Below are 23,872 nucleotides of genomic sequence, written 5' to 3' on the forward strand. Positions count from 1 at the left end.
GTGAAAGTGCGCACGTAGCGCAATGCGGTACCGCGAAGCAATGTCGTCATGGCCGGACAATGCCAGCGGGCGCCGACAACTTTCCGGTGTCGTTCGCAGCCGGGAACGGCGGTGTGGCGCTCCGGATATCGGGGGACCAGGTGCCCCGTTTTGACCTTCGTCGTAGCGTGGAGTGGTGACTCCACCCAGCAATCTGCCTCGTACCGTCGGTGAACTGCGCGCTTCCGGCCATCAGGAACGCAGCGTCAAGCAGGAACTCCGGGAGAACCTGCTGGTAGCGCTGGCCGACGGCACCGAAATCTGGCCCGGCATCTTCGGCTTCGAGGACACCGTGTTGCCGCAGGTCGAGCGGGCATTGATCGCCGGCCACGACTTCGTGCTGCTCGGCGAGCGCGGCCAGGGCAAGACCCGGTTGCTGCGCTCGCTGGCCAACCTGCTCGACGAGTGGACCCCGGTGATCGCCGGCTCCGAACTCGGGGAGCACCCGTACAGCCCCATCACCCCGGAATCGCAGCGGCGCGCCGCCGAGTCCGGCGAGGACCTGCCGATCGAGTGGCGACACCGCAGCGAGCGGTACACCGAGAAGCTCGCCACCCCGGACACCAGCGTGGCCGACCTGGTCGGCGACATCGACCCGATCAAGGTCGCCGAGGGCCGCAGCCTGGGTGACCCCGAGACCATCGCCTACGGGCTGATCCCGCGTTCGCATCGCGGCATCGTCGCGGTCAACGAACTGCCGGACCTGGCCGAGCGCATCCAGGTCTCGATGCTCAACGTCATGGAGGAACGCGACATCCAGGTGCGTGGGTACACGCTGCGGCTGCCGCTGGACGTCCTGGTGGTGGCCAGCGCCAACCCGGAGGACTACACCAACCGCGGCCGGATCATCACGCCGCTGAAGGACCGCTTCGGCGCCGAGATCCGCACGCACTACCCGCTGGAACTCGACGCCGAGGTGGGCGTCATCCGCCAGGAGTCGCACCTGTCGGCGGAGGTGCCCGACTATCTGCTGCAGATCGTCGCGCGGTTCGCCCGCGGGCTGCGCGAATCGAACTCGGTGGACCAGCGCTCCGGCGTCTCGGCCCGCTTCGCCATCGCCGCCGCCGAGACCGTGGCCGCGTCCGCCCGCCACCGCGGTGCGCTGCTGGGCGAGCAGGACCCGGTGGCCCGGGTGGTCGATCTGAGCACCATCGTCGACGTGCTGCGGGGCAAGCTGGAGTTCGAATCCGGGGAGGAGGGCCGTGAGCAGGCGGTGCTCGAACACCTGCTGCGTCGGGCCACCGCCGACACCGCCCAGCGGCTGCTGGGCGGCCTCGACGTCGGACCGCTCGTGGTCGCGGTGGAGGAGGGCTCGCCGGTGACCACCGGTGAGCGGGTCAGCGCCAAGGATGTGCTGGCCGCGTTGCCGGACCTGCCCGTGCTCGAGGAGATCGCCGAGCGACTCGGCGCGGAGTCCGACGGGCAACGGGCCTCGGCCATCGAGCTGGCGCTGGAGGCCCTGTATCTGGCCAAGCGCATCGACAAGGTGTCCGGCGAGGGTGAAACAGTTTATGGCTAAAGGCTTCTCGCGGTACTCGCGATACACCGGCGGGCCAGACCCGCTGGCGCCGCCCGTCGACTTGCGGGAGGCGCTCGAGGCCATCGGCCAGGACGTCATGGAGGGTTCTTCGCCGCGGCGGGCGTTGCAGGAGATGCTGCGCCGCGGCACCCAGAGCATGACCGGGGCCGACAAGCTGGCCGCCGAGGCCAACCGTAAGCGCCGGGAGCTGTTGCAGCGCAACAATCTCGACGGCACCCTGCAGGACATCAAGAAGCTGCTCGACGAGGCCGTGCTGGCCGAGCGCAAGGAACTCGCGCGTGCCCTCGATGACGACGCCAGGTTCGGCGAGCTGCAGCTGGAGTCGCTGTCCCCGTCGCCGGCCAAGGCGGTGCAGGAACTGGCCGAGTACGACTGGCGCAGCCCGGAGGCGCGGCAGAAGTACGACGAGATCAAGGATCTGCTCGGCCGCGAGATGCTCGATCAGCGCTTCGCCGGCATGAAGCAGGCCCTGGAGAATGCCACCGACGAGGACCGTCAGCGCGTCAACGACATGCTCGACGACCTGAACGACCTGCTGGACAAGCACGCCAAGGACGCCGACACCAAGCAGGACTTCGACGACTTCATGGCCAAACACGGCGACTTCTTCCCGGAAAACCCGCGCAACATCGACGAGTTGCTCGATGCGTTGGCCAAGCGGGCGGCCGCCGCGCAGCGGTTCCGCAACAGCCTGTCGGAGTCCCAACGCGCCGAACTCGACGCCCTGGCGCAGCAGGCCTTCGGCTCCCCGTCGCTGATGAATGCCCTGAACCGGTTGGATTCGCATCTGCAGGCCGCGCGTCCGGGCGAGGACTGGGACGGCTCGCAGAAGTTCTCCGGTGACGACCCGCTGGGCATGGGGGAGGGCGCCCAAGCCCTGGCCGACATCGGCGAACTCGAGCAACTGGCCGAACAGCTGTCGCAGAGTTATGCCGGGGCGTCCATGGACGATGTCGACCTGGACATGCTGGCCCGCCAGCTCGGCGACGAGGCCGCCGTCGATGCGCGCACGCTGGCCGAGCTGGAACGCTCGTTGATGAACCAGGGCTTCCTCGACCGCAGCTCCGACGGCCAGTGGCGGTTGTCCCCGAAGGCCATGCGGCAGCTCGGTCAGGCCGCGCTGCGCGATGTGGCACAACAGCTTTCGGGCCGCCACGGTGAGCGTCAAACCCGCCGCGCCGGTGCGGCCGGCGAGCTGACCGGCGCCACCCGTCAGTGGGCGTTCGGGGACACCGAGCCCTGGAACGTCACCCGCACTTTGACCAATGCCGTGCTCCGCACGGCGGCGACCGCGGAGGCGGCCACCCCCATCCGGATCACGGTCGACGACGTCGAGATCTCCGAGACCGAAACCCGCACCCAAGCCGCGGTGGCGCTGCTGGTCGACACGTCGTTCTCGATGGTGATGGAGAACCGGTGGCTGCCGATGAAGCGCACGGCGTTGGCGCTGCACCACCTGGTGAGCACCCGGTTCCGCGCGGACGACCTGCAGATCGTCGCATTCGGTCGCCACGCCCGCACCGTCACCGCCGCCGAATTGACCGGGCTGGAAGGCGTTTACGAGCAGGGCACCAACCTGCATCACGCGCTGGCCTTGGCGGCCCGGCATCTGCGCCGGCATCCCAACGCGCAACCCGTCGTCCTGATCGTCACCGACGGCGAGCCGACCGCGCATCTGGAGGACTTCGGCGACGGCGCGGAGGTCTTCTTCGATTACCCACCGCATCCGCGCACCATCGGTCTGACGGTGCGCGGCTTCGACGAGATCGCCCGACTTGGCGCGCAGGTCACCATCTTCCGGCTGGGCACCGATCCCGGGCTGGCGCGGTTCATCGATCAGGTGGCCCGCCGGGTCGAGGGCCGCGTGGTCGAACCCGACCTCGACGGGTTGGGCGCCGCGGTGGTGGGGGACTATCTGAAGGCGCGGCGGCGGCGCTAGTATCCAACCGGCGGGAATATCGGGGGGAGATCGCCATGGCAGCCACGTCCAGCTACAAGCTGCTGCAAGTTGCACTCGTCATCGTGGGGGCGGTGATGGTTTTGCTTTATCCGTTGGCTTCGGTGTGGCCGTCGGGATGGGCATGGCATTCCGGTGCGCCACACCAATCGCAGTACTTCATGATGATCGTCGCCCTGTACGTGACGCTCGGCGCGTTCCTGGTGAACGCGGCCCGCCGCCCCGAGGCGCATGTGAGCCTGATCTGGTTCGCGGTGGTCTCGAGCGTCGCGCACGCGGCGGTCATGGCGGTGCAGTCCGTCAGCAGCGATCACCATCGAGGGCATCTGTGGGGCGATGTTCCCGCGCTGCTCATCGCAGCCGTGGTGTTGGCGGTCCTCGTCCGGGCGGCCGGGCCCGGGCAGGGTTCTCGGACCTGAGTTTCGGTCGGCCTGAGCGGGTCACAGGTACTTGTAGAAGCCCTGCCCGGACTCGAGACCCAGCTTGCCCCTGTCGATGTAGTTCTGCTTCAACCACGCAGCCAACTGCTGGGCGTCGGCGTCGCCGTGCGCCATGATGTTGTACGGCGTCCGCAGGCCGATGATGTCGTAGATCTGGAACGGACCGGCCGGCGCCCCGGTGCCGATGCGCCAGGTGTTGTCCACATCCCCGGGTTCGGCGTAGCCGCCGGCCACCAACTCCAGCGCCGCCCGCAGGAACGGCACCAGCAACGTGTTGAGCACGTAACCGGCCTTCTCCTGGTGGATTTGGATGGGCACCATGCCTATTGCCTCGGCGAATGCCACGATTTCGTCGAACACCTCGGGGTCGGTGTCGGGGGTGCCCATGACTTCGGCGATGTTGGAGAACCAGATCTTGTTGGCGAAGTGCAGCGCCAGAAATCGGTCCGGGCGCCCGGTGGAATCCTTGAGGTCGCTCGGCAGCAGCGTCGAGGAGTTGGTGGCAAATATGGTCTTCGCCGGGGCGAGGCTGCCGAGTTTCTCGTAGGTCTGCCGTTTGAGGTCCAGGATTTCCGGGATGGCTTCGATGATCAGGTCGGCGTCGGCGGCGGCCTGAGCGAGGTTGGTGGTCAGGACAATTCGGTCCAGGGCGGCCTCTGCGCCGTCCTCACCGCCGGGCACCTCCGCCCGATACGTGTCGACCAGCTTGCGAAAGCGCTGCCGCGCCAGCGCCACCGCGGCGTCGTCGATGTCGTAGGCGATGACCGGGAAACCCTGGAACGCGCTCTGATAGGCAATTTGGGAGCCCAGGACTCCGGTGCCGAGCACCGTGACATTGCGGATCTTGGTGGTCATGAAGCTCCAATCTAGGGGATAGGAATCCCCATTCGCAGCAATCTTGCTTCAGCGCAAAAGAGCCGTCCAATGTGGGGGGTGCCGGTTCCGGGTATCCCGGACCCTCGATTCAGCGCGCCGGAAAGACAAGACATTTCGCGCGCCCCTCGACACCGGGCCCGCGATCGAGGATCGGGCGACTGCGGCGACAGCCGCCCGTGGTGAGCCCGGGGATGAAGCGGTCGAAACCGCTGCAGTCGAGCAGATCGCCACTTAGCATCCATTCAGGATTCTCCAAGTTTCCCGCAGGGAACGCGGTGAGTCCTGGTCACAGAACCTATTCAGATCGGGGACCCACTACATGGCAGCCAAGCCACTTCTGACCGCCGGCGTCGCACTCGCGGGTGCGGCCGCGATTGTCGCTGCCACACCGGCGATCATGCCGACCGCGGCCGACAAGTCATATATCACAACGGCTTCGACACCGACGGAACTTGCGCCGAAACAGCTGACGGTGCCTGACTACCAGCTGATGGCCGTCACGCTGCCGGGGCTGTTGCACGCCTTTTTCAACGGCTACGGCGGACTGGTCAGTGGCGACGGATCCGGTGATTGCGGGCTCCGAACGGCCTCGTGCGTGACGGGCCCGCTGGGGGCGCTGTACTACCTCGGCGAAGAGACGGTTCTGGCCGGCGTCGCGGTGGACAACCACCTCTTCGAGTTCGGGCCGTTTGGTGCCGCCGAGCATCTGGCCGAAACCGCCGGGCTGTCCGACGACATCGTCGAGTTCGTCGCCGCACCGTGGGCCAAGACGCGCGCCACCGTGGTCGACGTGGTCAACGGCCTCACCGGAGGCACGGCGACCGAGTATTCGCTCCCGGCGCTCCTGGTCCACGAGTTCTTGCACAACGGCGGGCCGCTCGCGATTGCGCAGATCGCCGTCGAACTGATCAAGGAGATCTTCGACCCGACGCCGCCGCCGGCCACGGAGGAACCCGACCCCGAGGCTCCCGAGGCTCCCGAGGAGCCCGCGGAACCCGAGGAACCCGAGGACCCCACGCCTGCCCCCGGTGCCGGCGCGCAGGGCGGTGACGGGTCCTCGCTCGGCGGTCTCGTGCAGCGCGGGCCGGCAGCGCCGACCGCGACCAAGGTTTCGCTACCGGCCGACGACGTCGACACCGACGCGGCCGAGTCCACGGCGCTCGCCGGCGCCATCAAGAGCGTCAAGCCCGCTCCCGCGCCGGCCGCCGACGAAGCCGATCCGGGCCAGGCCGACCAGGCCGCCGAGGCCGAGGTCGACGCCACCGCGGCGCTCGGTGACTCCGGGGTGGAGGCCAAGACCAACGCCGAGTTGCGTCGCGAGGCCGCCAAGAATCGGGCCGAGGAGCGCCGGGCGGCCGCCAAGGAGCGCGCGCAGGAACGCCGGGCGGCGGCCAAGGAGCGCATCAACAACGTGCGCGGCAAGGTCAAGGACACCATCAAGCGCGCCACGGGCGGCGGCAACAAAGGGGACGACAACAAAGGCAGCAAGGACAACGACGGCTGAGCCGCACTGACCGAGAACACCAACTCACGCTCGCCGATGCCCCGAACCGGGGCCGGCGAGCGTGAGTCATTTTCGCGGCGCATAAGCCCTGCAGACCGCTCCCAGCTAACACACAGGAATAACACGATCAACGGTACAAAATGGGCCCGCAAAATGAACAAATTCGCATTCGAGTTGCCGCCGAGATAACCCTCACTTAGCATTCACTCAGGGGTTTATCAGTTCTCGAATAAGTTCGTCGAACTTGAAAAGAATCGGGGGATTCTTGATGGTGTCTAGGCCGATCCTGACCACCGGCGTCGCGCTCGCGGGGGCCGCCGCGATTGTCGCCGCCACCCCGGCGATCATCCCGAACGAAACCGAAAAGACTTACGTCACAACGGCTTCGGTGCCCGAGTGTCCAATGGGGCAGCTGTCCGTCGCCGACTATCAGTTGATGGCGGTGACGCTGCCAGGCCTGTTGCAGGCATTCTTCAACGGATACGGCCAGGAAGTCACCGAAGACACCCTCGTGCTGGGACCCTTGGGTGCGTTGTACTACCTCTTGGACCAGGGCGTACTGGCCGAGGTCGACGTCGACGACCACTTCTTCGAGGAGGGGCCGTACGCGGCCGCCGGCCATTTGGCCAGGCAGGCCGGACTGCCGGAACTGGCGGAGTTCCTCGAGGGGCCCTGGGTGGACTTGCGGGAGAGCATCGTCGAATTGGCGCACGCGCTGACCGGGGGCGGTCTCGTGGATCTCGACGACATCGACCCCGACGAGGACCTGACGTTCCCGGCGCGGCTGGTACACGCGTTTCTGCACAACGGCGGTCCCCTGGGGGTGATCCGGGTGATCGTCGACGAGATCAACGACGCGTTCAACCCAGAGGAGACCGAGGCCGTCGTCACCGAGCACCAGGCAGCGGGGGAGGGCCAGGGTCTGCCTGGGACCGAGGGGCCGGACACCAACCGGCTCGATCCGGGGCCGGTCGAGCAATTCGTCCAGCGCGACGACGAGCCGGTGGCAGCCGGCGCGCCCTCGTTCAATCCGGCTGCCGGGCTGAAGATCACGTCGTTCCTCCCGAAGAAGCCCGCCGGCTCGGGACTCGAGGGTCTCGCCGGGGCGATCAAGCACTTCGACAGCGGTACCCCGCAGCAGACCCCCGCGCCGCAGGTCGAAATTCCGGAACCGGAGGTCGAGCCCCCGGTCGCGGCCGAGGACTCCGGGGAGCCGACCAAGACCAAGGCGCAGCTGCGTCACGAGGTCTTCCAGGAGCGGTGGCAGGAACGGCGCGAAGCGGCCAAGGAGCGCGCACAGGAACGCCGGGAAGCAATCAAAGATCGGGTCAACGACGCCGTGCAGCGGGTCACCGGTCGCGACAGCCAAACCGACGACACCCAAACCGGTGACGACGGCGGCGCCGACAACAAGAATGACGGTGCCGATCCCGGGGAATGACCCCGCGGAAAGTCAGAGGGTGTTGTCGGGACCGTGCGGTCGACGGTTCTTGCGCTTGATGCCGACGTTGCCCCAGAAGGCGAAGCCGCGGATCTTGATCCGCGGGGCGCCGGGCGACCCCTGCCCCTCGAGGTGCTCGAAACCGCCCATCACGCCGTTCCCGTCGACCTCGACGTTTACCTCCGGGGGCAGCAGGATGGTCTGGCCGCCCAGGATGGAGTACGCGCGGATGTTGACCACCGGCGAAGTGAAGTCCGCGTAGCGCAGGTCGATGACGCCGCCGCCGCAGAACGTGAAGGTCGTCAGCTTGTGCGGGACATTCCAGCGGCCTCGACGTTGGAATCCGCTGAGGATCGCCAGCAGCACAGTCGACGGCGCCGGCTTGCAGGCCCCGCGCCGGATATTGGCGATTCCGGGCAGGTCGGCCGAGAGTTGGTCCAGCTCACCGTAGGTTTCCGCGGCGTAGGCCTTGTTGAGCCGGGACTCGTATTCCGACAGGTCCAGATGGCCCTGCGCTGCCGCATCGGTCAGCAGTTGGGCGGTCTGTATCCGGTCGGTGTCCGCGGCTCGTAGTGATGAGTCGCGCTGCGCTGAATCGCTCATCGCAGACGAGCCTACGACGCGTGTTGTCAACCGCAAAGCGGGGCGGGCTAATCGCTGACTTCCGTGGCCGATTCGGACCATTCCGGTGGCCGCTTCTGCAAGAACGCGAGCATGCCTTCGCGGGCCTCCGCCGAGATGAACAGCCGTGCCGATTCCTGGGTGAGCCGTTCGGCAGCGCGATCGAAATCGGCCAGAATGGGTGCCGTGGTCAGGCGCTTTGATGCCGCCAACCCCTGCGGCGAACCCTTTGCCAACGCCTCGACGAGGCACGACAGTTCGGTCTCGACGTCCTTGGCCGCGATGGTCACCATGCCGAGTTCGACGGCGGTGGGCGCGGTGAAGGTCTCTCCGGTGAGAAAATAGCGACCTGCACCACGCGGGGTCATTTTCGGCAGCAAGACCAGCGAGATGATCGCCGGTGCCACCCCGATGCGCGCCTCGGTGAGTGCGAACGTGCACTTGGGGCCGGCGACCACCATGTCGCAGGCGCCCACCAGGCCCATCCCGCCGGCGCGCACATGCCCGTCGATCGCCCCGATCACCGGAAGCGGGGATTCGAGCAGCGCCCGCAGCAGCGCCGCCATCTCGCGGCCCCGCTGCGCGGCGAGCGTCTCAGGGTCGGCCGCCGGTTCGTCGGAGGCCTGGGTCAGATCGGCGCCCGCGCAGAAGGTGCCGCCGGTGTGGCCGAGCACCACCATCCGGACCCGCGGGTGGGCGACCGCGTCGCGCAAGCCCTGATGCAACTGTGCGATCAGGGCCGTCGACAACGCGTTGCGGTTGTGCGGCGAGTTCAGCGTGAGCCGGGCCGCGGGTCCTTCGACGCGGTAGTCGACCTGGCGATCCGGATGCGCGTCCATCAGTACGACCGGGGCAGGCCGAGCGAGGTCTGGGCGACGAAGTTCAGGATCATCTCCCGGCTGACCGGCGCGATGCGCGCCAACCGGGAGGCGGTCAACACCGACGCGATGCCGTACTCCTTGGTCAGACCGTTGCCGCCGAGGGACTGCACGGCCTGATCGACCGCGCGGACCGAGGCCTCGCCGGCGGCGTACTTGGCCATGTTGGCGGCCTCGGCCGCCCCGAAGTCGTCGCCGCTGTCGTACAGGGCCGCGGCCTTCTGCATCATCAGCTTGGCCAATTCGATCTCGATGTGGTTGGCGGCCAACGGATGCGAGATGCCCTGATGCGCACCGATCGGCGTCTTCCAGACCTGTCGGGTCTTGACGTAATCGGTGGCCTTGGTCAGCGCGAACCGGCCCATTCCCACCGCGCTGGCCGCGCCCATGATCCGTTCCGGGTTCAACCCGGCGAACAACTGCGCGATTGCGGCGTCCTCGGAGCCCACCAGGGCGTCGGCCGGCAGTCGCACGTCGTCGAGGAACACCTGGAACTGGAATTCGGGGCTGACGATCTCCATTTCGATCTTGGTCCAGGACAGCCCGGGGGTGTCGGTGGGCACCACGAACAGCGCGGGCTTGAGGTTCCCGGTTTTGGCTTCCTCCGTGCGGCCCACCACCAGGATCGCCTGAGCCTGGTCGACGCCCGAGATGAACACCTTCTGTCCGGACAGAATCCAGTCGCTGCCGTCGCGCCGTGCGGTGGTGGTGATCCGGTGCGAGTTGGAACCGGCGTCGGGTTCGGTGATGGCGAAGGCCATGGTGATGCTGCCGTCGGCGATGCCGGGCAGCCAGCGCTGCTTCTGCTCGTCGGTGCCGAACTTGGCGATGATGGTGCCGTTGATCGCGGGTGAGACCACCATCATCAGCAGCGCACATCCCGAGGCCGACATCTCCTCCATCACCAGCGACAGTTCGTACATGCCGGCCCCGCCGCCGCCGTACTGCTCGGGCAGGTTCACCCCGATGAAGCCGAGCTTGCCTGCCTCGGTCCACAATTCGCTGGTGTGCTCGCCGGCGCGGGCCTTCTCCAGGTAGTACTCGGGCCCGTAGTTCGCCGCCATACCGGCGACGGCCGCGCGCAGCGCCTGCCGTTCGGGACTCTCGATGAAACCGGTGTCGCTCATGTGCTGTGTTCCTTCCGTTGTCTGGTCAGGCGGTTGTCCGCGGTCAGGCTTCGGCGACGACGGCCAGCACGGCCCCCATCTCGACCTGCTGTCCGGCGTTGACCTGCAGTTCACTGAGTACGCCGTCGGCCGGCGCGGTCAGGGTGTGCTCCATCTTCATGGCCTCCAGCCAGACCAGCGGTTGACCAGCCGTCACCGTTTGGCCGACCTCGGCGCCGAGTCGGGTCACCACACCGGGCATCGGGGCCACCAGCGACCCCGCGGCCACCGCCGACCCCGGTTCGACGAAACGCGGCACCGCGGTGAACTCGACGCTGCCGCGCGGCGAGTCGATGCAGACGACAGCGCCGTATCGCGCGACGGCGTAGGCGGTTTCGGTCCCGGCGGCCTCGGCGAGCACCACCAGGTCGGGGTCGGCCGACACCAGGCGCAGTCCGTCGTCGTCCGGCAGGTCCAGCCCGGTGCGGGTGAACCGGTATTCGACGCGGTGTTCGGTGCCGGCGACATCCCGGTATGCCTTGCTCTGATTGCCCGACGGTACGTTGCGCCACCCGATCGGGGCTGCCGCGAAACCTGTTGCCGTCAACCGGTTGTGCGCGGCGTCGGCCAGGGTGGCCGCGACCGCCGAGTGTCGGACGGCCTCGGCATCGGCCAGCGGCGCCGACAACGCCGCGAGGCCGTGGGTGTCGAAAAACGCGGTGTCGGTATCGCCGTCGAGGAACGCTGCGTGCCGCAGGACATTGACCAGCAGGTCACGGTTGGTGCGCAGGCCGTGCAGGCGCATCCGGACCAGCGCATCCGCGAGCATCGCGGCGGCCCGGCGCCGGTTCGGGGCATAGGAGATGACCTTGGCCAGCATCGGGTCGTAATGAATGGACACCGTCGACCCGTCCACGATGCCGGAATCCACCCGGATCTCGGCGCGCCCCGAACTCTCGAACTCGGTGCGGGCGGTCGGCACCTCGAAGCGCTGCACCGTGCCGGCCTGCGGTTGCCAATTGTTGGCCGGATCCTCGGCGTAGAGCCGGGCCTCGATCGAATGGCCATGTGCGGGTGGAGGTTCGGGGTCCAGCCGCTCGCCCTCGGCGATCCGTAGCTGCAGTTCGACCAGATCGAGACCGGTGGTGGCCTCGGTGACCGGATGCTCGACCTGCAGCCTGGTGTTCATCTCCAGAAAGTAGAACTCGCCCGCACCGGAGGCGAGGAATTCGACCGTGCCCGCTCCCGTGTACCCGATCGCGGTCGCCGCCAGCCGGGCGGCGTCGTAAAGCTTCGTGCGCATCCCCGCGATGCGCTCGACCAGCGGCGACGGCGATTCCTCGACGACCTTCTGATGACGACGCTGGATCGAGCATTCGCGTTCTCCGACCGCCCAGACCGTGCCGTGCGCGTCGGCCAGAATCTGCACCTCGACGTGGTGTCCGGTGGGCAGGTAGCGCTCGCAGAACACCGTCTCGTCGCCGAAGGCGGACTTGGCTTCCCGGCGCGCCGAGTCGATTTCACTTGCCAGCACGCTCAGGTCGCGCACCACCCGCATGCCCCGGCCACCCCCGCCCGCCGAGGCCTTCACCAACACCGGCAGGTCGTGCGTCGTGACCGCCGCGGGGTCGAGTTTGTCGAGGACCGGCACGCCCGCGGCCGCCATCATCGTCTTGGACTCGACCTTGGACCCCATCGCGGCGATCGCCGCCGCCGGCGGCCCGATCCAGGTCAACCCGGCGGCCGGCACCGCCGCGGCGAATTCCGCATTCTCCGAGAGAAATCCGTATCCGGGATGGACGGCATCGGCACCGGCGACCCGGGCCGCGGCCAGGATGGCGTCGATGTCGAGGTAGCTGTCCACCCGGACGCGGGCATCGGCGGCCCGCACATGTGCGGCGTGGGCATCGGGATCGGTGTAGATCGCGACGGTGCCGATGCCGAGTCGGCGGCACGTGGCGAAAACCCGCAGGCTGATCTCGCCGCGATTGGCAACCAGGACCCTGGTGATCATCGGCCGACTCCCTACATCCGGAAGACGCCGAAGTTCGACGTCCCCTCGATCGGGCCGCTGGCAATCGCGGACAGGCACATTCCGAGCACGGTCCGGGTGTCTCGGGGGTCTATCACCCCGTCGTCATAGAGCCGGCCGGACAGGAACATCGGCAGCGATTCCGCTTCGATCTGCGCTTCCACGGCCGCCCGCAGCGCGGCGTCGGCATCCTCGTCGACCTGTTGCCCGCGGGCCTGGGCGGCCGCGCGGCTGACGATCGACAACACGCCGGCAAGCTGAGTGCCGCCCATCACCGCCGACTTCGCCGACGGCCAGGCGAACAGGAAACGCGGATCGTAGGCGCGCCCGCACATGCCGTAGTGCCCGGCGCCGTAGGACGCCCCGATGAGCAGCGAGATGTGCGGCACCGTCGAGTTGGACACCGCATTGATCATCATCGAACCGTGCTTGATCATCCCGCCGGCCTCGTAGTCCTTGCCCACCATGTAGCCGGTGGTGTTGTGCAGGAACAGCAGTGGGGTGTTGGAGCGATTCGCCAATTGGAGGAACTGCGTGGCCTTTTGGGACTCCGCGCTGAACAGCACACCGCGGGCGTTGGCCAGGATGCCCAGCGGGTAGCCGCCCACGGTGGCCCAACCGGTGACCAGGGAGCTTCCGTAGAGCGGCTTGAACTCATCGAAATCGGAGTCGTCGACTATGCGGGCGATGACCTCGCGGGGGTCGAACGGGGTCCGCAGGTCGGCCGGCACGATCCCGATCAGTTCCGCCGCGGACAGCCGGGGTTCGGTGAACGGTTTCGGCCGCGGACCCAGTTTGGTCCAGTTCAGCCGCGTGACGATGCGCCGGCCGATCCGGATGGCGTCGAGTTCGTCGACCGCGAAGTAATCCGCCAAACCCGAGGTGCGGGCATGCATGTCGGCGCCGCCGAGTTCCTCGTCGTCGGACTCTTCGCCGGTGGCCATCTTCACCAAGGGCGGCCCGGCCAGGAACACCTTGGAGCGGTCCCTGATCATCACCACGTGATCGGACATGCCGGGGATATATGCGCCGCCGGCGGTCGAATTGCCGAACACCAGCGCGATGGTCGGGATGCCGGCCGCCGACAGCCGGGTGAGGTCGCGGAACAGCCGCCCGCCCGGGATGAAGATCTCCTTCTGGGTGGGCAGATCCGCGCCGCCCGACTCCACCAGCGAGATCAGCGGGAGTCGGTTCTCCAGGGCGATCTGGTTGACCCGCAGGTTCTTTCGCAGCGTCCAGGGGTTGCTGGTGCCGCCCTTGACCGTCGGATCGTTGGCCACGATCATGCATTCGACGCCCTCGACCACCCCGATGCCGGTGACCACGCTGGCGCCGACCTGGAATTCACTGCCGTAGGCGGCCAGCGCGCACAGTTCCAGGAAGGGGGAGTCCGGGTCGATCAGCGCCTCGACGCGTTCACGCGCCGTCAGCTTCCCGCGGGACCGGTGTCGGTCGACGTACTTGGCCCCGCCGCCGGCCACCGCCTTCGCCAGTTCGGCGTCGAGTTCGTGGAGTTTGGCGGTCAGCGCCTCGGAGGCATCGGCGTAGGCCGGCGAGGCGGTGTCGAGGCTGGATTGCAGGACCGTCATGCCTGGTATCCAAGCGCCTTTGCCGCGAGTCCGGTCAGGATTTCGGTGGTACCGCCGCCGATTCCCAAGATCCGCATATCGCGGTACTGGCGCTCCACCTCGGATTCGGCCATGTAACCCATCCCGCCGAACAACTGAACCGCCTGGTGAGCCACCCATTCGCCGGCCTCGACGGCGGTGTTCTTGGCGAAGCACACATCGGCGATCAGGTTCGCATTCTCCGGGCCGCCGGCGAGCTGCCGCTCCAGGATGTGCCGGGAGTACACCCGCGCGACGTCGATCTTGCGCGCCATCTCGGCCAGCGTGTTCTGCACTGCCTGCCGGGCGATCAGCGGCTTGCCGAAGGTCTCCCGGTCGCGACACCACGCGACCGAGAGGTCCAGGCAGCGCTGGGCACTCGAATACGCCTGGGTGGCAAGGCCGATGCGCTCGGCGACGAAGGCCTGCGCGATCTGCAGGAAGCCGCTGTTCTCGGCGCCGATCAGGTTGGCGACGGGTACCCGGACATCGGTGTAGGACAGTTCGGCGGTGTCACTGGAGCGCCATCCCATCTTGTCCAGCTTGCGGGACACCTCGAAACCGGGTGTGCCGCTTTCCACCACCAGCAGCGACACGCCGCCGGCGCCGGGCCCGCCGGTGCGCACCGCGGTCACTACGTAGTCGGCCCGCACACCAGAGGTGATGTAGGTCTTGGCGCCGTTGACGACGTAGCAGTCGCCGTCGCGCACCGCGCGGGTGGTCAGGTGGCCGACGTCGGAGCCGCCGCCCGGTTCGGTGATGGCCAGCGCGCCGATCTTCTCACCCCGCAGCGTGGGTCTTACGAACTCGTCGATCAGCCGCTGATCGCCCGCGGCCGCCATGTGCGGGACCGCGATCCCGCAGGTGAACAGGGAAGCGAAAACCCCGCCCGGGCAACCAGACTCGTGCAGTTCCTCGCAGATGACCAGTGCGTCGGCGCTGTCGCCGCCCTCGCCGCCGACGGACTCCGGGAACGCGGCGCCCAGCAGGCCCGCCTCGGCGGCCTTGCGGTGCAGCTCGCGGGGGATTTCGCCCGCGCGCTCCCAGTCGTCGGCATAGGGCAGGATCTCGCGCTCGGCGAACGCCCGCACGGTCTTGCGGAGCTGATCGCGCTCGGGCGTGGTCCACATGCTCATTGCAGGAGCCTTTCCGGGATGTCGATATGGCGAGCGCGTAGCCATTCCCCGAGGCCCTTGGCCTGCGGGTCGAAGCGCGCCTGATAGGCCACGCCCGCGCCGAGGATGCCCTCGATCACGAAGTTGGCCGCGTACAGGTGCGGCAGCAGATGCCGGGTGACGGTGAGTTCGGCGGTCTCCGGCAGCAACCGCTTGAAGGTGGCAGGCGTCAGGGTGTGGGCCAGCCACCGCCACTGCTCCTCGGTGCGCACCCACACCCCCACGTTGGCGTCGCCGCCCTTGTCGCCGCTGCGGGCGCCGGCGATGGTCCCCAGCGGCACCCGGCGCGTCCCGCCCCCCGGGGGTGGGGGCGGCAGCGGCGGTCCGTCGGCGGGCCGCAGTTCCTGGGTGGCGGGGGCCGGCGCGATGGCAACGCGGGTGCCGTCGGGCTGCACCGCGACGTGGCTGACCTCGGTGGCGTCGACGTAGCCCGGCCGGAACACACCGTAGACCTGCCCATCGCCGGGCGGCGCGGTGACATGGAAGCCGGGATAGCTCGCGAGCGCGAGTTCGACTCCGGCGCCGGTGAATTGGCGTCCCACCTTGGCGGGGTCCGGATCGCGCACCGTGCAGTGCAGCAGCGCGCTCGCGGTTTCCTCGGTGGCCGCGTCGGGGTGGTCGGTGCGCGCCAGCGTCCACTGCATTTCGGCCGGCTGCACGGGCAGCAGCGAGTCGAGTTGGCGCCGCACCAACTGGGCCTTGGCCTCGATATCGAGGCCGGTCAGCACGAAGGTCACGGTGTTGCGGAAGCCACCGATGCTGTTCAGCGACACTTTCAGGGTGGGTGGGGGTGGCTCACCCTTGGCTCCGGTGATCGCGACTCGATCCGGGCCGTCCTGGGTCAGCCGCACGCTGTCCATCCGGGCGGTCACATCGGGGTTGGCGTAGCGGGCGCCGGTGATCTCGTAGAGCAGTTGGCTGGTGACGGTCCCCACGCTGACCTGCCCGCCGGTGCCGGGGTGTTTGGTGATCACCGAGGAGCCGTCGCCGCGGATCTCGGCGATGGGGAAGCCGGGGTGGGTCAGATCGTCCACCTCGGTGAAGAAGGCATAGTTGCCGCCGCAGGCCTGGGCGCCGCATTCGATCACGTGGCCGGCGATCACGGCGCCGGCGAGCCGGTCGTAGTCGTCGTGGCGCCAGCCGAAGTGCGCGGCGGCCGGCCCGACGATGACCGACGCGTCGGTGACACGACCGGTCACCACGACGTCCGCGCCCGAGGCCAGGCAGTCCACGATGCCCCAGGCGCCGAGGTAGGCGTTGGCGGTCAAGGGGTCCCCGAGGCCGAGTTCGCCGGCGCGGGGCAGCAGGTCGTCACCCTCGACGTGGGCGACCCGCACCTCGAGACCGAGTCGGCCGGCCAGGGTCCGCACCGCGTCGGCCAGTCCGGCCGGGTTCAGGCCACCCGCGTTGGCGACGATCCGCACGCCCTTGTCCTGGGCCAGTCCGAGGCAGTCCTCGAGCTGGCGCAGGAAGGTCTTCGCGTAGCCGCCGTCGGGATTCTTCATCCGGTCGCGGCCCAGGATGAGCATGGTCAGCTCGGCCAAGTAGTCGCCGGTCAGATAGTCCAGCTCGCCGCCTTCGAGCATTTCCCGCATGGCGGAGCGGCGATCGCCGTAGAAGCCCGAGCAATTGCCGATGCGCACCGCTGATGTCACCCGCGCACTCCCGTCCTGGCTCGACCCCCGGGCCGCCCAACCAGTCGGTAGGTTACCGGGTACCGCCGGTCTCGCGTCAAGTGTGCCGGGCGCGCAATTTGGGGCGGACGCAGGTCAGCAGTTACTCTGGACAACAACTGTCGCCGCCGAGGTCCGCGCGACTGACCTTCGGGTTCCCCAAAGCTAAGGAGATGCACACATGGCTGTGCCCAAGCGGAGAATGTCGCGTTCGAATACCCGCAGTCGTCGCGCGCAGTGGAAGGCCGAGGCCCCCGGCCTGGTCACCGTGACCGTCGCGGGTCAGCAGCACAAGGTGCCACGTCGCCTGCTCAAGGCCGCCCGGCTCGGCCTGGTCGACCTCGACAAGCGCTGACCTGAGACCGCTGCGGCGCGCCTCTCAGCCTGGTCTCAGGCGTTGGGATAACACTGGTGGCCGTGCGGATTCTTGTCGTTGATGATGATCGCGCCGTTCGCGAGTCGCTGCGCAGGTCCCTAACTTTCAACGGGTACTCAGTCAGCCTCGCCGAGGATGGCGTCGAGGCCCTGACGGCCATTGACGAGGATCGACCCGATGCGGTGATCCTCGACGTGATGATGCCGAGGCTGGACGGACTCGAAGTCTGCCGACAGTTGCGCAGCGCCGGCGACGACCTGCCGATCCTGGTTTTGACCGCGCGGGACTCGGTGTCCGAGCGTGTCGCCGGGCTCGACGCCGGTGCCGACGACTACCTGCCCAAGCCGTTCGCGTTGGAGGAACTGCTCGCGCGGATGCGCGCGTTGTTGCGCCGCAGCACCCTCGATGACCACGCCGATTCGATGGCGATGACTTTCGCCGACCTCACCCTCGATCCCGCGACCCGAGAAGTCACCCGCGGCGAGCGGCACATCAGCCTGACCCGCACCGAGTTCGCGCTGCTGGAGATGCTGATCGCCAACCCGCGGCGGGTGCTGACCCGCAGTCGCATCCTCGAAGAGGTGTGGGGGTTCGACTTCCCGACCTCCGGCAACGCGCTCGAGGTGTATGTCGGCTATCTGCGCCGCAAGACCGAAGCGGAGGGGGAACCTCGGCTGATTCACACCGTCCGCGGCGTGGGTTACGTGCTGCGCGAGACACCGCCGTGACGCTGGGGCCCTGATGTCGCTGCTGCACCCCCAACCGCTGAAACGGCCCCCATTGCGGGCCACGACCTCGCTGTCGCTGCGGTGGCGGGTGATGTTGCTCGCCATGTCGATGGTCGCCATGGTGGTGGTGTTGATGGCGGTCGCGGTGTACGCGGTGGTCGCCGCCGCCCTGTACGACGACATCGACAACCAATTGCAGAGTCGCGCGCAGCTGTTGATCGCCAGCGGATCCCTGGCCGCCGACCCCGGCAAGGCCATCGAGGGCACCGCCTATTCCGATGTCAACGCGATGCTGATCAACCCCGGTCGCTCGATCTACACCGCGAACCAAGAGGGTCAGACCCTGCCGATCGGGGCCACCGAGAAGGCCGTGATCCGCGGCGAGCTGTTCATGTCGCGGCGCACCGCGGCCGACCAACGCGTGCTCGCGGTGCATCTGCCCAACGGCAGCACCCTGCTGATCTCCAAGAGTCTCGCCCCCACCGATGCGGTGATGAGCAAGCTGCGCTGGGTGTTGCTGGCCGTGGGTGGCATCGGCGTCGCGGTCGCCGCGATTGCCGGGGGCCTCGTCATCCGAACCGGATTACGCCCGGTCGCCCGCCTGACCGAGGCCGCCGAGCGGGTGGCCCGCACCGACGATCTGCGGCCCATCCCGGTGTTCGGTAGCGATGAACTCGCGCGGCTGACCGAGGCGTTCAACACGATGCTGCGCGCGCTGACCGAATCCCGGGAACGGCAAGCCCGCCTGGTGGCCGACGCGGGCCACGAGTTGCGTACCCCGTTGACCTCTTTGCGGACCAACGTCGAGTTGCTGATCGCCGCACAGCAGCCGGGCGCGCCGCCGCTGCCGGATTCCGAAATGGCGGACCTGCGCGTCGATGTGGTCGGTCAGATCGAGGAATTGTCGACCCTGGTCGGTGACCTGGTGGACCTCACCCGCGACGACGCCGGCGGCGTCGTTCACGAGGCCGTCGACATGACCGAGGTGGTCGATCGTTGTCTGGAACGAGTTCGCAGGCGTCGCAACGACATCGAGTTCGACGTCAACGTCGCGCCGTGGCAGGTCTATGGCGATGCCGCCGGGCTGTCCCGCGCGGTCCTCAACCTGCTCGACAACGCGGCCAAGTGGAGCCCGTCGGGCAGCCGGGTCGGGCTGACGTTGACCCAGCTCGACCAGGCGCACGCCGAACTCGTGGTCTCGGACCGCGGCCCGGGGATTCCGGTGGCCGACCGACATCTGGTGTTCGAACGGTTCTACCGCTCGCCGGAGGCGCGGGCGATGCCCGGCTCCGGGCTGGGGTTGGCCATCGTCAAACACGTTGTGCTCAAACACGGCGGTGCCATCCGGGTCGAGGACACCGTGCCGGGCGGCGATCCGCCGGGTACCTCTATATATGTGCTGTTGCCGGGCGCGCCGCTGCCGGCCGTGTCGCACCTCGGCGTTGATGATGACGACGGTCACAATGGGGGGAACCCATCGGCGCAGCAGAGCGTTATCTCAGTGGATTCTCAGTCGACGCGGGCAAGGTAGAGATATCACGGTCGCTGCGACCGCTACGAGCTTGAAGGACGAACACAAGGCACATGACCAACTACCCCAGGTATTCGCCGCAACAGCACGGCCCGCACGGCGATCAGCGTGCCGGTTCGGATCAGCATGCGCCGCAACCGTATCCGGGCCCCTACCAACCGGGCTTCGACTGGCGTTACGCCACTGCGCAAAGCGTGCAGCAGCCGCGCCCGCCGTACGGCCCCTACCGCCCCGGCCCGCAGCCGGCGTCCGCACCCAAGCGTCGGACCGGCTCTCGGACAGCGGCTTTGACGGTGGGCGCGCTGGCGATCGCGGCGGTATCGGCCGGCATCGGCGGCGGGGTCGCGCTGCTGGCCCAGCCTGACAGTCAGACGCCGTCGCCCATGACCACGGCCACCGGGGCCGCACCCAGCGTGCCCGCGGCCAATGTCCCCATCGGTTCCATCGAACAGGTTGCGGCCAAGGTGGTTCCCAGTGTGGTCAAGCTGGAGACCACGCTCGGCCGCGCCAACGAGGAGGGTTCGGGAGTCATCCTGACCTCCGACGGACTGATCCTGACGAACAACCACGTGGTCTCGGCCGCGGCCGGCAGCCCCGTACCCGGTGGCGCGTCGCCGCAGGATCCCGATCGGCCGCAGATCCCACGCGAACGCGGAAACGCCAAGCCCACCACCACCATCACCTTCGCCGACGGCAGTACCGCGCCGTTCACGGTGGTCGGCACCGATCCGTTGAGTGACATCGCGGTGGTGCGGGCCGAAGGGGTTTCGGGCCTGACGCCGATCACCATCGGCTCCTCGGCCGACCTGCGGGTCGGACAGAACGTCGTCGCGATCGGCTCCCCGCTGGGCCTCGAGGGCACCGTCACCACCGGGATCGTCAGCGCGCTCAATCGCCCGGTGTCGACGGCCGGCGACACCAACAATCAGAACACCGTGCTCGATGCGATCCAGACCGACGCAGCGATCAACCCGGGTAACTCCGGCGGCGCACTGGTCAACATGAACGGCGAGTTGGTGGGCGTCAACTCGGCGATCGCGACGCTCGGCGGCGACGCCATGGGCGGACCCAAGGGTGGCTCGATAGGTCTGGGCTTCGCCATTCCGGTGGATCAAGCCAAACGCATTGCCGACGAGCTGATCTCGTCCGGGAAGGCCTCCCGCGCCTCGCTGGGCGTGCAGGTGAGCAACGACCCCAGTGCCAACGGCGCCAAGATCGTGGAGGTGAACGAGGGCGGTGCCGCGGCAAGCGCGGGCCTGCCCAGTGGCGCCATCGTGGTCAAGGTCGACGACCGCGTGATCGCCAGCGCCGATGCGCTGGTGGCGGCCGTGCGGTCGAAGGCACCCGGCGACACGATCACGCTGAGTTATCTGGACGAGGCCGGAAAGCCCGGTTCGGTGCAGGTCAGACTCGGGCAGGCGGGCGAGTGACCACCGAGCTTCCACCCCCATTGACCCTGCCCGTGACCGTGTTGTCCGTGGACGGATATACGGTGGCATCCATGGAACAGCCTGTGGAGCTGGTGGGTAGAGCACTCGTTGTCGTCGTGGACGACCGCACCGCGCATGGCGAGGAAGACCACAGTGGACCCTTGGTCACTGAGTTGCTCAACGAGGCGGGCTTCGTCGTCGACGGTGTCGTGGTGGTGGCCGCCGACGAAGTCGAGATCAGAAACGCCCTGAACACCGCCGTGATCGGCGGGGTGGACCTGGTGATCTCGGTCGGTGGTACCGGCGTCACGCCGCGCGATGTCACGCCGGAGGCCACCCTGGACATCCTGGATCGTGAGCTGCTGGGCATCGCCGAGGCCTTGCGTGGCTCGGGGTTGTCGGCCGGTGTCGCTGATGCCGGGTTGTCGCGCGGCCTGGCCGGCATCTCAGGGAGCACTCTGGTGGTGAATCTGCCGGGTTCGCGGGCCGCGGTACGCGACGGGATGGCCACGCTCACGCCGATGGCCGCGCACGTCATCGCGCAGCTGTCGAGCCTGGAGATCTGACCGCGGCCGGTGCCGTTCACAGCGAACGCTTTCGGGTGCCGGGCGAGCGGAACGCCAAGGCGTTTACGGTGCCGAAGATTCTTTTGCGTCGGGCTGGCGACCGTTGCGTTACAGCCGCGTGAACAGGGAAAAGGGCGTTAGTGTGATCTTAATCACAACCAGGAGCGCAGCGTGACGGATTCATCGCCTCGGGACCGGAGTGCAGTTAACAAGATCTTCGGTGCGGAAATTCCCCAGGAGTCTGCCGATGAGCGGGATCCGGATGCCTCGCGGGCGGACCGGGACCGCGAAGATTGGCTCCGGGACAACGTCCCGCCGCACCATTCCTGACCCGATGACCCCGCTTTACTAGGCGCGAAGGGTCGCCTAACTGAAAGCTGGCGAACAAACTCACGATCGCGGGACCGCATAACACAGGTGCGAAGTCCATGCAGGTCGGAGCATATATTGTCAATTCGCCTGAAATCTCCAGCAAACTTTCGGCAGGCTGTGCCGCGGTATGAGGGCCGGTGCGTTCGCGTTGCCGGGTAGTGCCCACCCCGTTATGTTCCTGGTGTCGCAAACGATGAGCGAAACGTAAGAGTGGCGTGTGAGACATCTCATTAGCCCACTCTCACGAAGGTGTCTGGTGCCAGCATGTGGCCAGCGCGAACACCCCTTGGTGAGCCCCCCGGATCACCGCTGACAGAGCTAGGGAGAACATGAAGGTAATCAGTCGGGTGCTGGTGGCGATGCTCGCCGCGTTCGCCACGATGTTCGTAAGCACGGGCACTTCACATGCGGGCTTGGACAATGAGCTGAGCCTGGTGGACGGGCAGGGCCGCACCCTGACAATCCAGCAGTGGGACACCTTCTTGCACGGTGTGTTCCCCCTTGACCGCAACCGGCTGACCCGCGAGTGGTTCCACTCGGGCAAGGCCAGCTACAACGTCGCCGGCGAAGGCGCCGACGACTTCGAAGGTGTTCTGGAACTCGGCTACCAGGTGGGCTTCCCCTGGTCGCTGGGTGTGGGCATCAACTTCAGCTACACCACTCCCAACATCGCCTTCGACGGCCTCGAGGGCAGTGGCCCGCTGGGCTTCGACGGCATCGTGACCCCGCCGCTGTTCCCGGGTGTCTCGATCAGCGCTGACCTGGGTAACGGCCCCGGCATCCAGGAAGTCGCCACCTTCTCGGTGGACGTCGCGGGCGGCGCCGGTTCGGTGGCCGTTTCCAACGCCCACGGCACTGTCACCGGTGCTGCCGGCGGTGTGCTGCTGCGCCCGTTCGCTCGGTTGATCTCCGCAAGTGGTGACAGCGTCACCACCTACGGCGAGCCTTGGAACATGAACTAAAAGATTCGCTCACGGAAATCGCCCCTCGGCCTGCGCGCCGGGGGGCGATTTTCGTTGTGGTCAGCCGGCTGACCCTCAGCGGTAGCCGAAATGCCCCAGTGTGAGCCGGACGGTGTCGGCGATCGCCTCGTTCAGGGGGTCGGCGTCCTTGCGGTCCTCGCTTGAGTGGGTGAGCACCACCATGACGACGCGCTGCCCGGTCGGTCCGTACAGCACGCCGGCGTCGTTGGTGGACCCGTAATCGCCGGCACCGGTCTTGTCTGCGCTGGTCCAGCCGGGCGGGATCCCGGCCCGGAAGCGCTTGGCGGATGTCACGTTGGCCCGCATCCAGTCCAGCAGCCGATCACTAGACACCGGTGTCAGGGCGTCCCCGGTGAGCAGCCGCCGGTAGCCCGCGCCCAATCCACCCGGTGTGGTGGTGTCACGCGGATCGCCGGGGGTGGCCGCATTCAGTTCGGGCTCCCAGCGGTCGAGGCGGGTGTCCTGGTCGCCGAGGGTGCGTGCGAAGGCCGTGACCGCCGGCGGTCCGCCGATGATGCGCAGCAACAGGTTTCCCGCGGTGTTGTCGCTCTGGGTCAGGGCGGCGTCGCAGATCTCGTCGACTGTCATCGAGGCTCCGGCCCGAGTGCTGGTCACGGGCGAGTTCACCACGATGTCGGTCGCCGAAACAGCAATCGGCTCAGTCATATTCAGTTGCCCGTCAGCGGCGAGTTGCAGGGCTCGCGCGGCCGCGTAGGTCTTGAACGTCGAGCACATCGCAAAGCGCTCGGTGGCGCGATGCTCCGCTGCGGCGCCGGTGTGCAGATCCACCGCCCACAGCCCTATCCGAGCGCGGTGACGCTGCTCGAGTTCGGCGATGTCGGAGTCGATGGCCGATTGCGGTGCGGCGCTGGCGGATTGGCTACCGACTGCGAAGGCGCCCCCGAGGGCGAGGAAGCCCAGCAGCGCTTCGCGGCGATTCAGTTGTGAGTTCATCCCCCCAGATTGCACAAAAACGGCGTCGATGGCGAGGGCGCCG

The 23,872-nt window shown here is 67.8% G+C and carries 20 protein-coding genes; 11 read left to right on the top strand and 9 right to left on the bottom strand.

Annotation, left to right across the window (positions count from 1 at the left end):
* The first annotated feature begins 175 nt into the window (after positions 1-175).
* From RCP80_RS04110 to RCP80_RS04120, 3 genes are read left to right on the top strand one after another with little or no spacing between them, the layout of a single operon-like run.
* A complete protein-coding gene (locus RCP80_RS04110; RefSeq protein ID WP_308481134.1) occupies positions 176-1,558 on the top strand; it encodes a sigma 54-interacting transcriptional regulator in 1,383 nt (460 codons plus the stop codon).
* Entirely contained in the window at positions 1,551-3,518 is a 1,968-nt protein-coding gene (locus tag RCP80_RS04115; RefSeq protein ID WP_308482695.1) for a vWA domain-containing protein, read from the top strand. Before RCP80_RS04110 ends, RCP80_RS04115 begins: the two co-directional genes overlap by 8 nt.
* A 35-nt stretch (positions 3,519-3,553) precedes the next feature.
* On the top strand, positions 3,554-3,955 hold the full coding sequence (locus tag RCP80_RS04120; protein WP_308481135.1) for a DUF6632 domain-containing protein: 402 nt from the start codon (positions 3,554-3,556) through the stop codon (positions 3,953-3,955).
* Positions 3,956-3,976: 21 nt separating this feature from the next.
* Here RCP80_RS04120 and RCP80_RS04125 read toward each other — a convergent pair whose 3' ends face one another.
* Complete coding sequence (locus RCP80_RS04125) at positions 3,977-4,831, bottom strand: 3-hydroxyacyl-CoA dehydrogenase (RefSeq protein ID WP_308481136.1); 855 nt, start codon at positions 4,829-4,831, stop codon at positions 3,977-3,979.
* Positions 4,832-5,171: 340 nt separating this feature from the next.
* Here RCP80_RS04125 and RCP80_RS04130 point away from each other — a divergent pair, with 340 nt between their 5' ends.
* Positions 5,172-6,356: a hypothetical protein gene (locus tag RCP80_RS04130; protein WP_308481137.1), complete on the top strand. Its 1,185-nt coding sequence runs from the start codon at positions 5,172-5,174 to the stop codon at positions 6,354-6,356.
* A 268-nt stretch (positions 6,357-6,624) separates the two neighbouring features.
* A complete protein-coding gene (locus RCP80_RS04135; protein ID WP_308481138.1) occupies positions 6,625-7,797 on the top strand; it encodes a hypothetical protein in 1,173 nt (390 codons plus the stop codon).
* A 12-nt stretch (positions 7,798-7,809) separates the two neighbouring features.
* Here the strand turns inward: RCP80_RS04135 and RCP80_RS04140 are convergent, their stop codons facing one another.
* The 7 genes from RCP80_RS04140 to RCP80_RS04170 are packed head-to-tail and all read right to left on the bottom strand — an operon-like array spanning position 7,810 to position 16,859.
* On the bottom strand, positions 7,810-8,400 hold the full coding sequence (locus RCP80_RS04140; protein ID WP_308481139.1) for a DUF1707 SHOCT-like domain-containing protein: 591 nt from the start codon (positions 8,398-8,400) through the stop codon (positions 7,810-7,812).
* Positions 8,401-8,447: 47 nt separating this feature from the next.
* On the bottom strand, positions 8,448-9,257 hold the full coding sequence (locus tag RCP80_RS04145; RefSeq protein WP_308481140.1) for an enoyl-CoA hydratase family protein: 810 nt from the start codon (positions 9,255-9,257) through the stop codon (positions 8,448-8,450).
* Entirely contained in the window at positions 9,257-10,423 is a 1,167-nt protein-coding gene (locus RCP80_RS04150; protein WP_308481141.1) for an acyl-CoA dehydrogenase family protein, read from the bottom strand. The genes RCP80_RS04145 and RCP80_RS04150 overlap by 1 nt, the downstream gene beginning before the upstream one ends.
* A gap of 43 nt (positions 10,424-10,466) precedes the next feature.
* Positions 10,467-12,416, bottom strand: coding sequence for an acetyl/propionyl/methylcrotonyl-CoA carboxylase subunit alpha (locus RCP80_RS04155; RefSeq protein ID WP_308481142.1), 1,950 nt, complete (start codon positions 12,414-12,416; stop codon positions 10,467-10,469).
* A gap of 11 nt (positions 12,417-12,427) precedes the next feature.
* Positions 12,428-14,023: an acyl-CoA carboxylase subunit beta gene (locus RCP80_RS04160; RefSeq protein ID WP_308481143.1), complete on the bottom strand. Its 1,596-nt coding sequence runs from the start codon at positions 14,021-14,023 to the stop codon at positions 12,428-12,430.
* Positions 14,020-15,177, bottom strand: coding sequence for an acyl-CoA dehydrogenase family protein (locus tag RCP80_RS04165; RefSeq protein ID WP_308481144.1), 1,158 nt, complete (start codon positions 15,175-15,177; stop codon positions 14,020-14,022). Before RCP80_RS04165 ends, RCP80_RS04160 begins: the two co-directional genes overlap by 4 nt.
* Positions 15,174-16,859: an acyclic terpene utilization AtuA family protein gene (locus RCP80_RS04170; RefSeq protein WP_308482696.1), complete on the bottom strand. Its 1,686-nt coding sequence runs from the start codon at positions 16,857-16,859 to the stop codon at positions 15,174-15,176. The genes RCP80_RS04165 and RCP80_RS04170 overlap by 4 nt, the downstream gene beginning before the upstream one ends.
* Before the next feature lie 211 nt (positions 16,860-17,070).
* On the opposite strand from RCP80_RS04170, the gene rpmF reads away from it, so the two are divergent.
* From rpmF to RCP80_RS04200, 6 genes are all read left to right on the top strand, one after another.
* Positions 17,071-17,244, top strand: coding sequence for a 50S ribosomal protein L32 (rpmF, locus tag RCP80_RS04175; RefSeq protein ID WP_308481145.1), 174 nt, complete (start codon positions 17,071-17,073; stop codon positions 17,242-17,244).
* Positions 17,245-17,306: 62 nt separating this feature from the next.
* A complete protein-coding gene (locus tag RCP80_RS04180) occupies positions 17,307-17,993 on the top strand; it encodes a response regulator transcription factor (protein WP_308481146.1) in 687 nt (228 codons plus the stop codon).
* Positions 17,994-18,006: 13 nt separating this feature from the next.
* The gene (locus tag RCP80_RS04185; protein ID WP_308481147.1) at positions 18,007-19,524 is read left to right on the top strand and encodes a HAMP domain-containing sensor histidine kinase; all 1,518 of its coding nucleotides are present in this window, start codon (positions 18,007-18,009) and stop codon (positions 19,522-19,524) included.
* Between the two features lie 53 nt (positions 19,525-19,577).
* Positions 19,578-20,954, top strand: a complete 1,377-nt coding sequence (locus tag RCP80_RS04190) for a S1C family serine protease (RefSeq protein WP_308481148.1) — start codon at positions 19,578-19,580, stop codon at positions 20,952-20,954.
* A 71-nt stretch (positions 20,955-21,025) separates the two neighbouring features.
* Complete coding sequence (locus RCP80_RS04195) at positions 21,026-21,520, top strand: MogA/MoaB family molybdenum cofactor biosynthesis protein (RefSeq protein ID WP_308481149.1); 495 nt, start codon at positions 21,026-21,028, stop codon at positions 21,518-21,520.
* 701 nt (positions 21,521-22,221) lie between these two features.
* Positions 22,222-22,854 carry a porin MspA gene (locus RCP80_RS04200; protein WP_308481150.1) on the top strand — a complete coding sequence of 211 codons (633 nt, stop codon included), beginning with the start codon at positions 22,222-22,224 and terminating at the stop codon, positions 22,852-22,854.
* Positions 22,855-22,929: 75 nt separating this feature from the next.
* Here the strand turns inward: RCP80_RS04200 and bla are convergent, their stop codons facing one another.
* Positions 22,930-23,829, bottom strand: a complete 900-nt coding sequence (gene bla / locus RCP80_RS04205; RefSeq protein WP_308481151.1) for a class A beta-lactamase — start codon at positions 23,827-23,829, stop codon at positions 22,930-22,932.
* Positions 23,830-23,872 lie beyond the last annotated feature (43 nt).

Source organism: Mycolicibacterium sp. MU0053 (assembly GCF_963378095.1).
Taxonomy (GTDB): Bacteria; Actinomycetota; Actinomycetes; order Mycobacteriales; family Mycobacteriaceae; genus Mycobacterium; species Mycobacterium burgundiense.

Bases quoted from the DNA above. Each gene is read 5' to 3' on its own strand.
- RCP80_RS04115 (WP_308482695.1), top strand. From the start codon at position 1,551: ATGGCTAAAGGCTTCTCGCGGTACTCGCGATACACCGGCGGGCCAGAC.
- RCP80_RS04120 (WP_308481135.1), top strand. From the start codon at position 3,554: ATGGCAGCCACGTCCAGCTACAAGCTGCTGCAAGTTGCACTCGTCATC.
- RCP80_RS04125 (WP_308481136.1), bottom strand. From the start codon at position 4,831: ATGACCACCAAGATCCGCAATGTCACGGTGCTCGGCACCGGAGTCCTG.
- RCP80_RS04130 (WP_308481137.1), top strand. From the start codon at position 5,172: ATGGCAGCCAAGCCACTTCTGACCGCCGGCGTCGCACTCGCGGGTGCG.
- RCP80_RS04135 (WP_308481138.1), top strand. From the start codon at position 6,625: ATGGTGTCTAGGCCGATCCTGACCACCGGCGTCGCGCTCGCGGGGGCC.
- RCP80_RS04140 (WP_308481139.1), bottom strand. From the start codon at position 8,400: ATGAGCGATTCAGCGCAGCGCGACTCATCACTACGAGCCGCGGACACC.
- RCP80_RS04145 (WP_308481140.1), bottom strand. From the start codon at position 9,257: ATGGACGCGCATCCGGATCGCCAGGTCGACTACCGCGTCGAAGGACCC.
- RCP80_RS04150 (WP_308481141.1), bottom strand. From the start codon at position 10,423: ATGAGCGACACCGGTTTCATCGAGAGTCCCGAACGGCAGGCGCTGCGC.
- RCP80_RS04155 (WP_308481142.1), bottom strand. From the start codon at position 12,416: ATGATCACCAGGGTCCTGGTTGCCAATCGCGGCGAGATCAGCCTGCGG.
- RCP80_RS04160 (WP_308481143.1), bottom strand. From the start codon at position 14,023: ATGACGGTCCTGCAATCCAGCCTCGACACCGCCTCGCCGGCCTACGCC.
- RCP80_RS04165 (WP_308481144.1), bottom strand. From the start codon at position 15,177: ATGAGCATGTGGACCACGCCCGAGCGCGATCAGCTCCGCAAGACCGTG.
- rpmF (WP_308481145.1), top strand. From the start codon at position 17,071: ATGGCTGTGCCCAAGCGGAGAATGTCGCGTTCGAATACCCGCAGTCGT.
- RCP80_RS04185 (WP_308481147.1), top strand. From the start codon at position 18,007: ATGTCGCTGCTGCACCCCCAACCGCTGAAACGGCCCCCATTGCGGGCC.
- RCP80_RS04190 (WP_308481148.1), top strand. From the start codon at position 19,578: ATGACCAACTACCCCAGGTATTCGCCGCAACAGCACGGCCCGCACGGC.
- RCP80_RS04195 (WP_308481149.1), top strand. From the start codon at position 21,026: ATGGAACAGCCTGTGGAGCTGGTGGGTAGAGCACTCGTTGTCGTCGTG.
- RCP80_RS04200 (WP_308481150.1), top strand. From the start codon at position 22,222: ATGAAGGTAATCAGTCGGGTGCTGGTGGCGATGCTCGCCGCGTTCGCC.
- bla (WP_308481151.1), bottom strand. From the start codon at position 23,829: ATGAACTCACAACTGAATCGCCGCGAAGCGCTGCTGGGCTTCCTCGCC.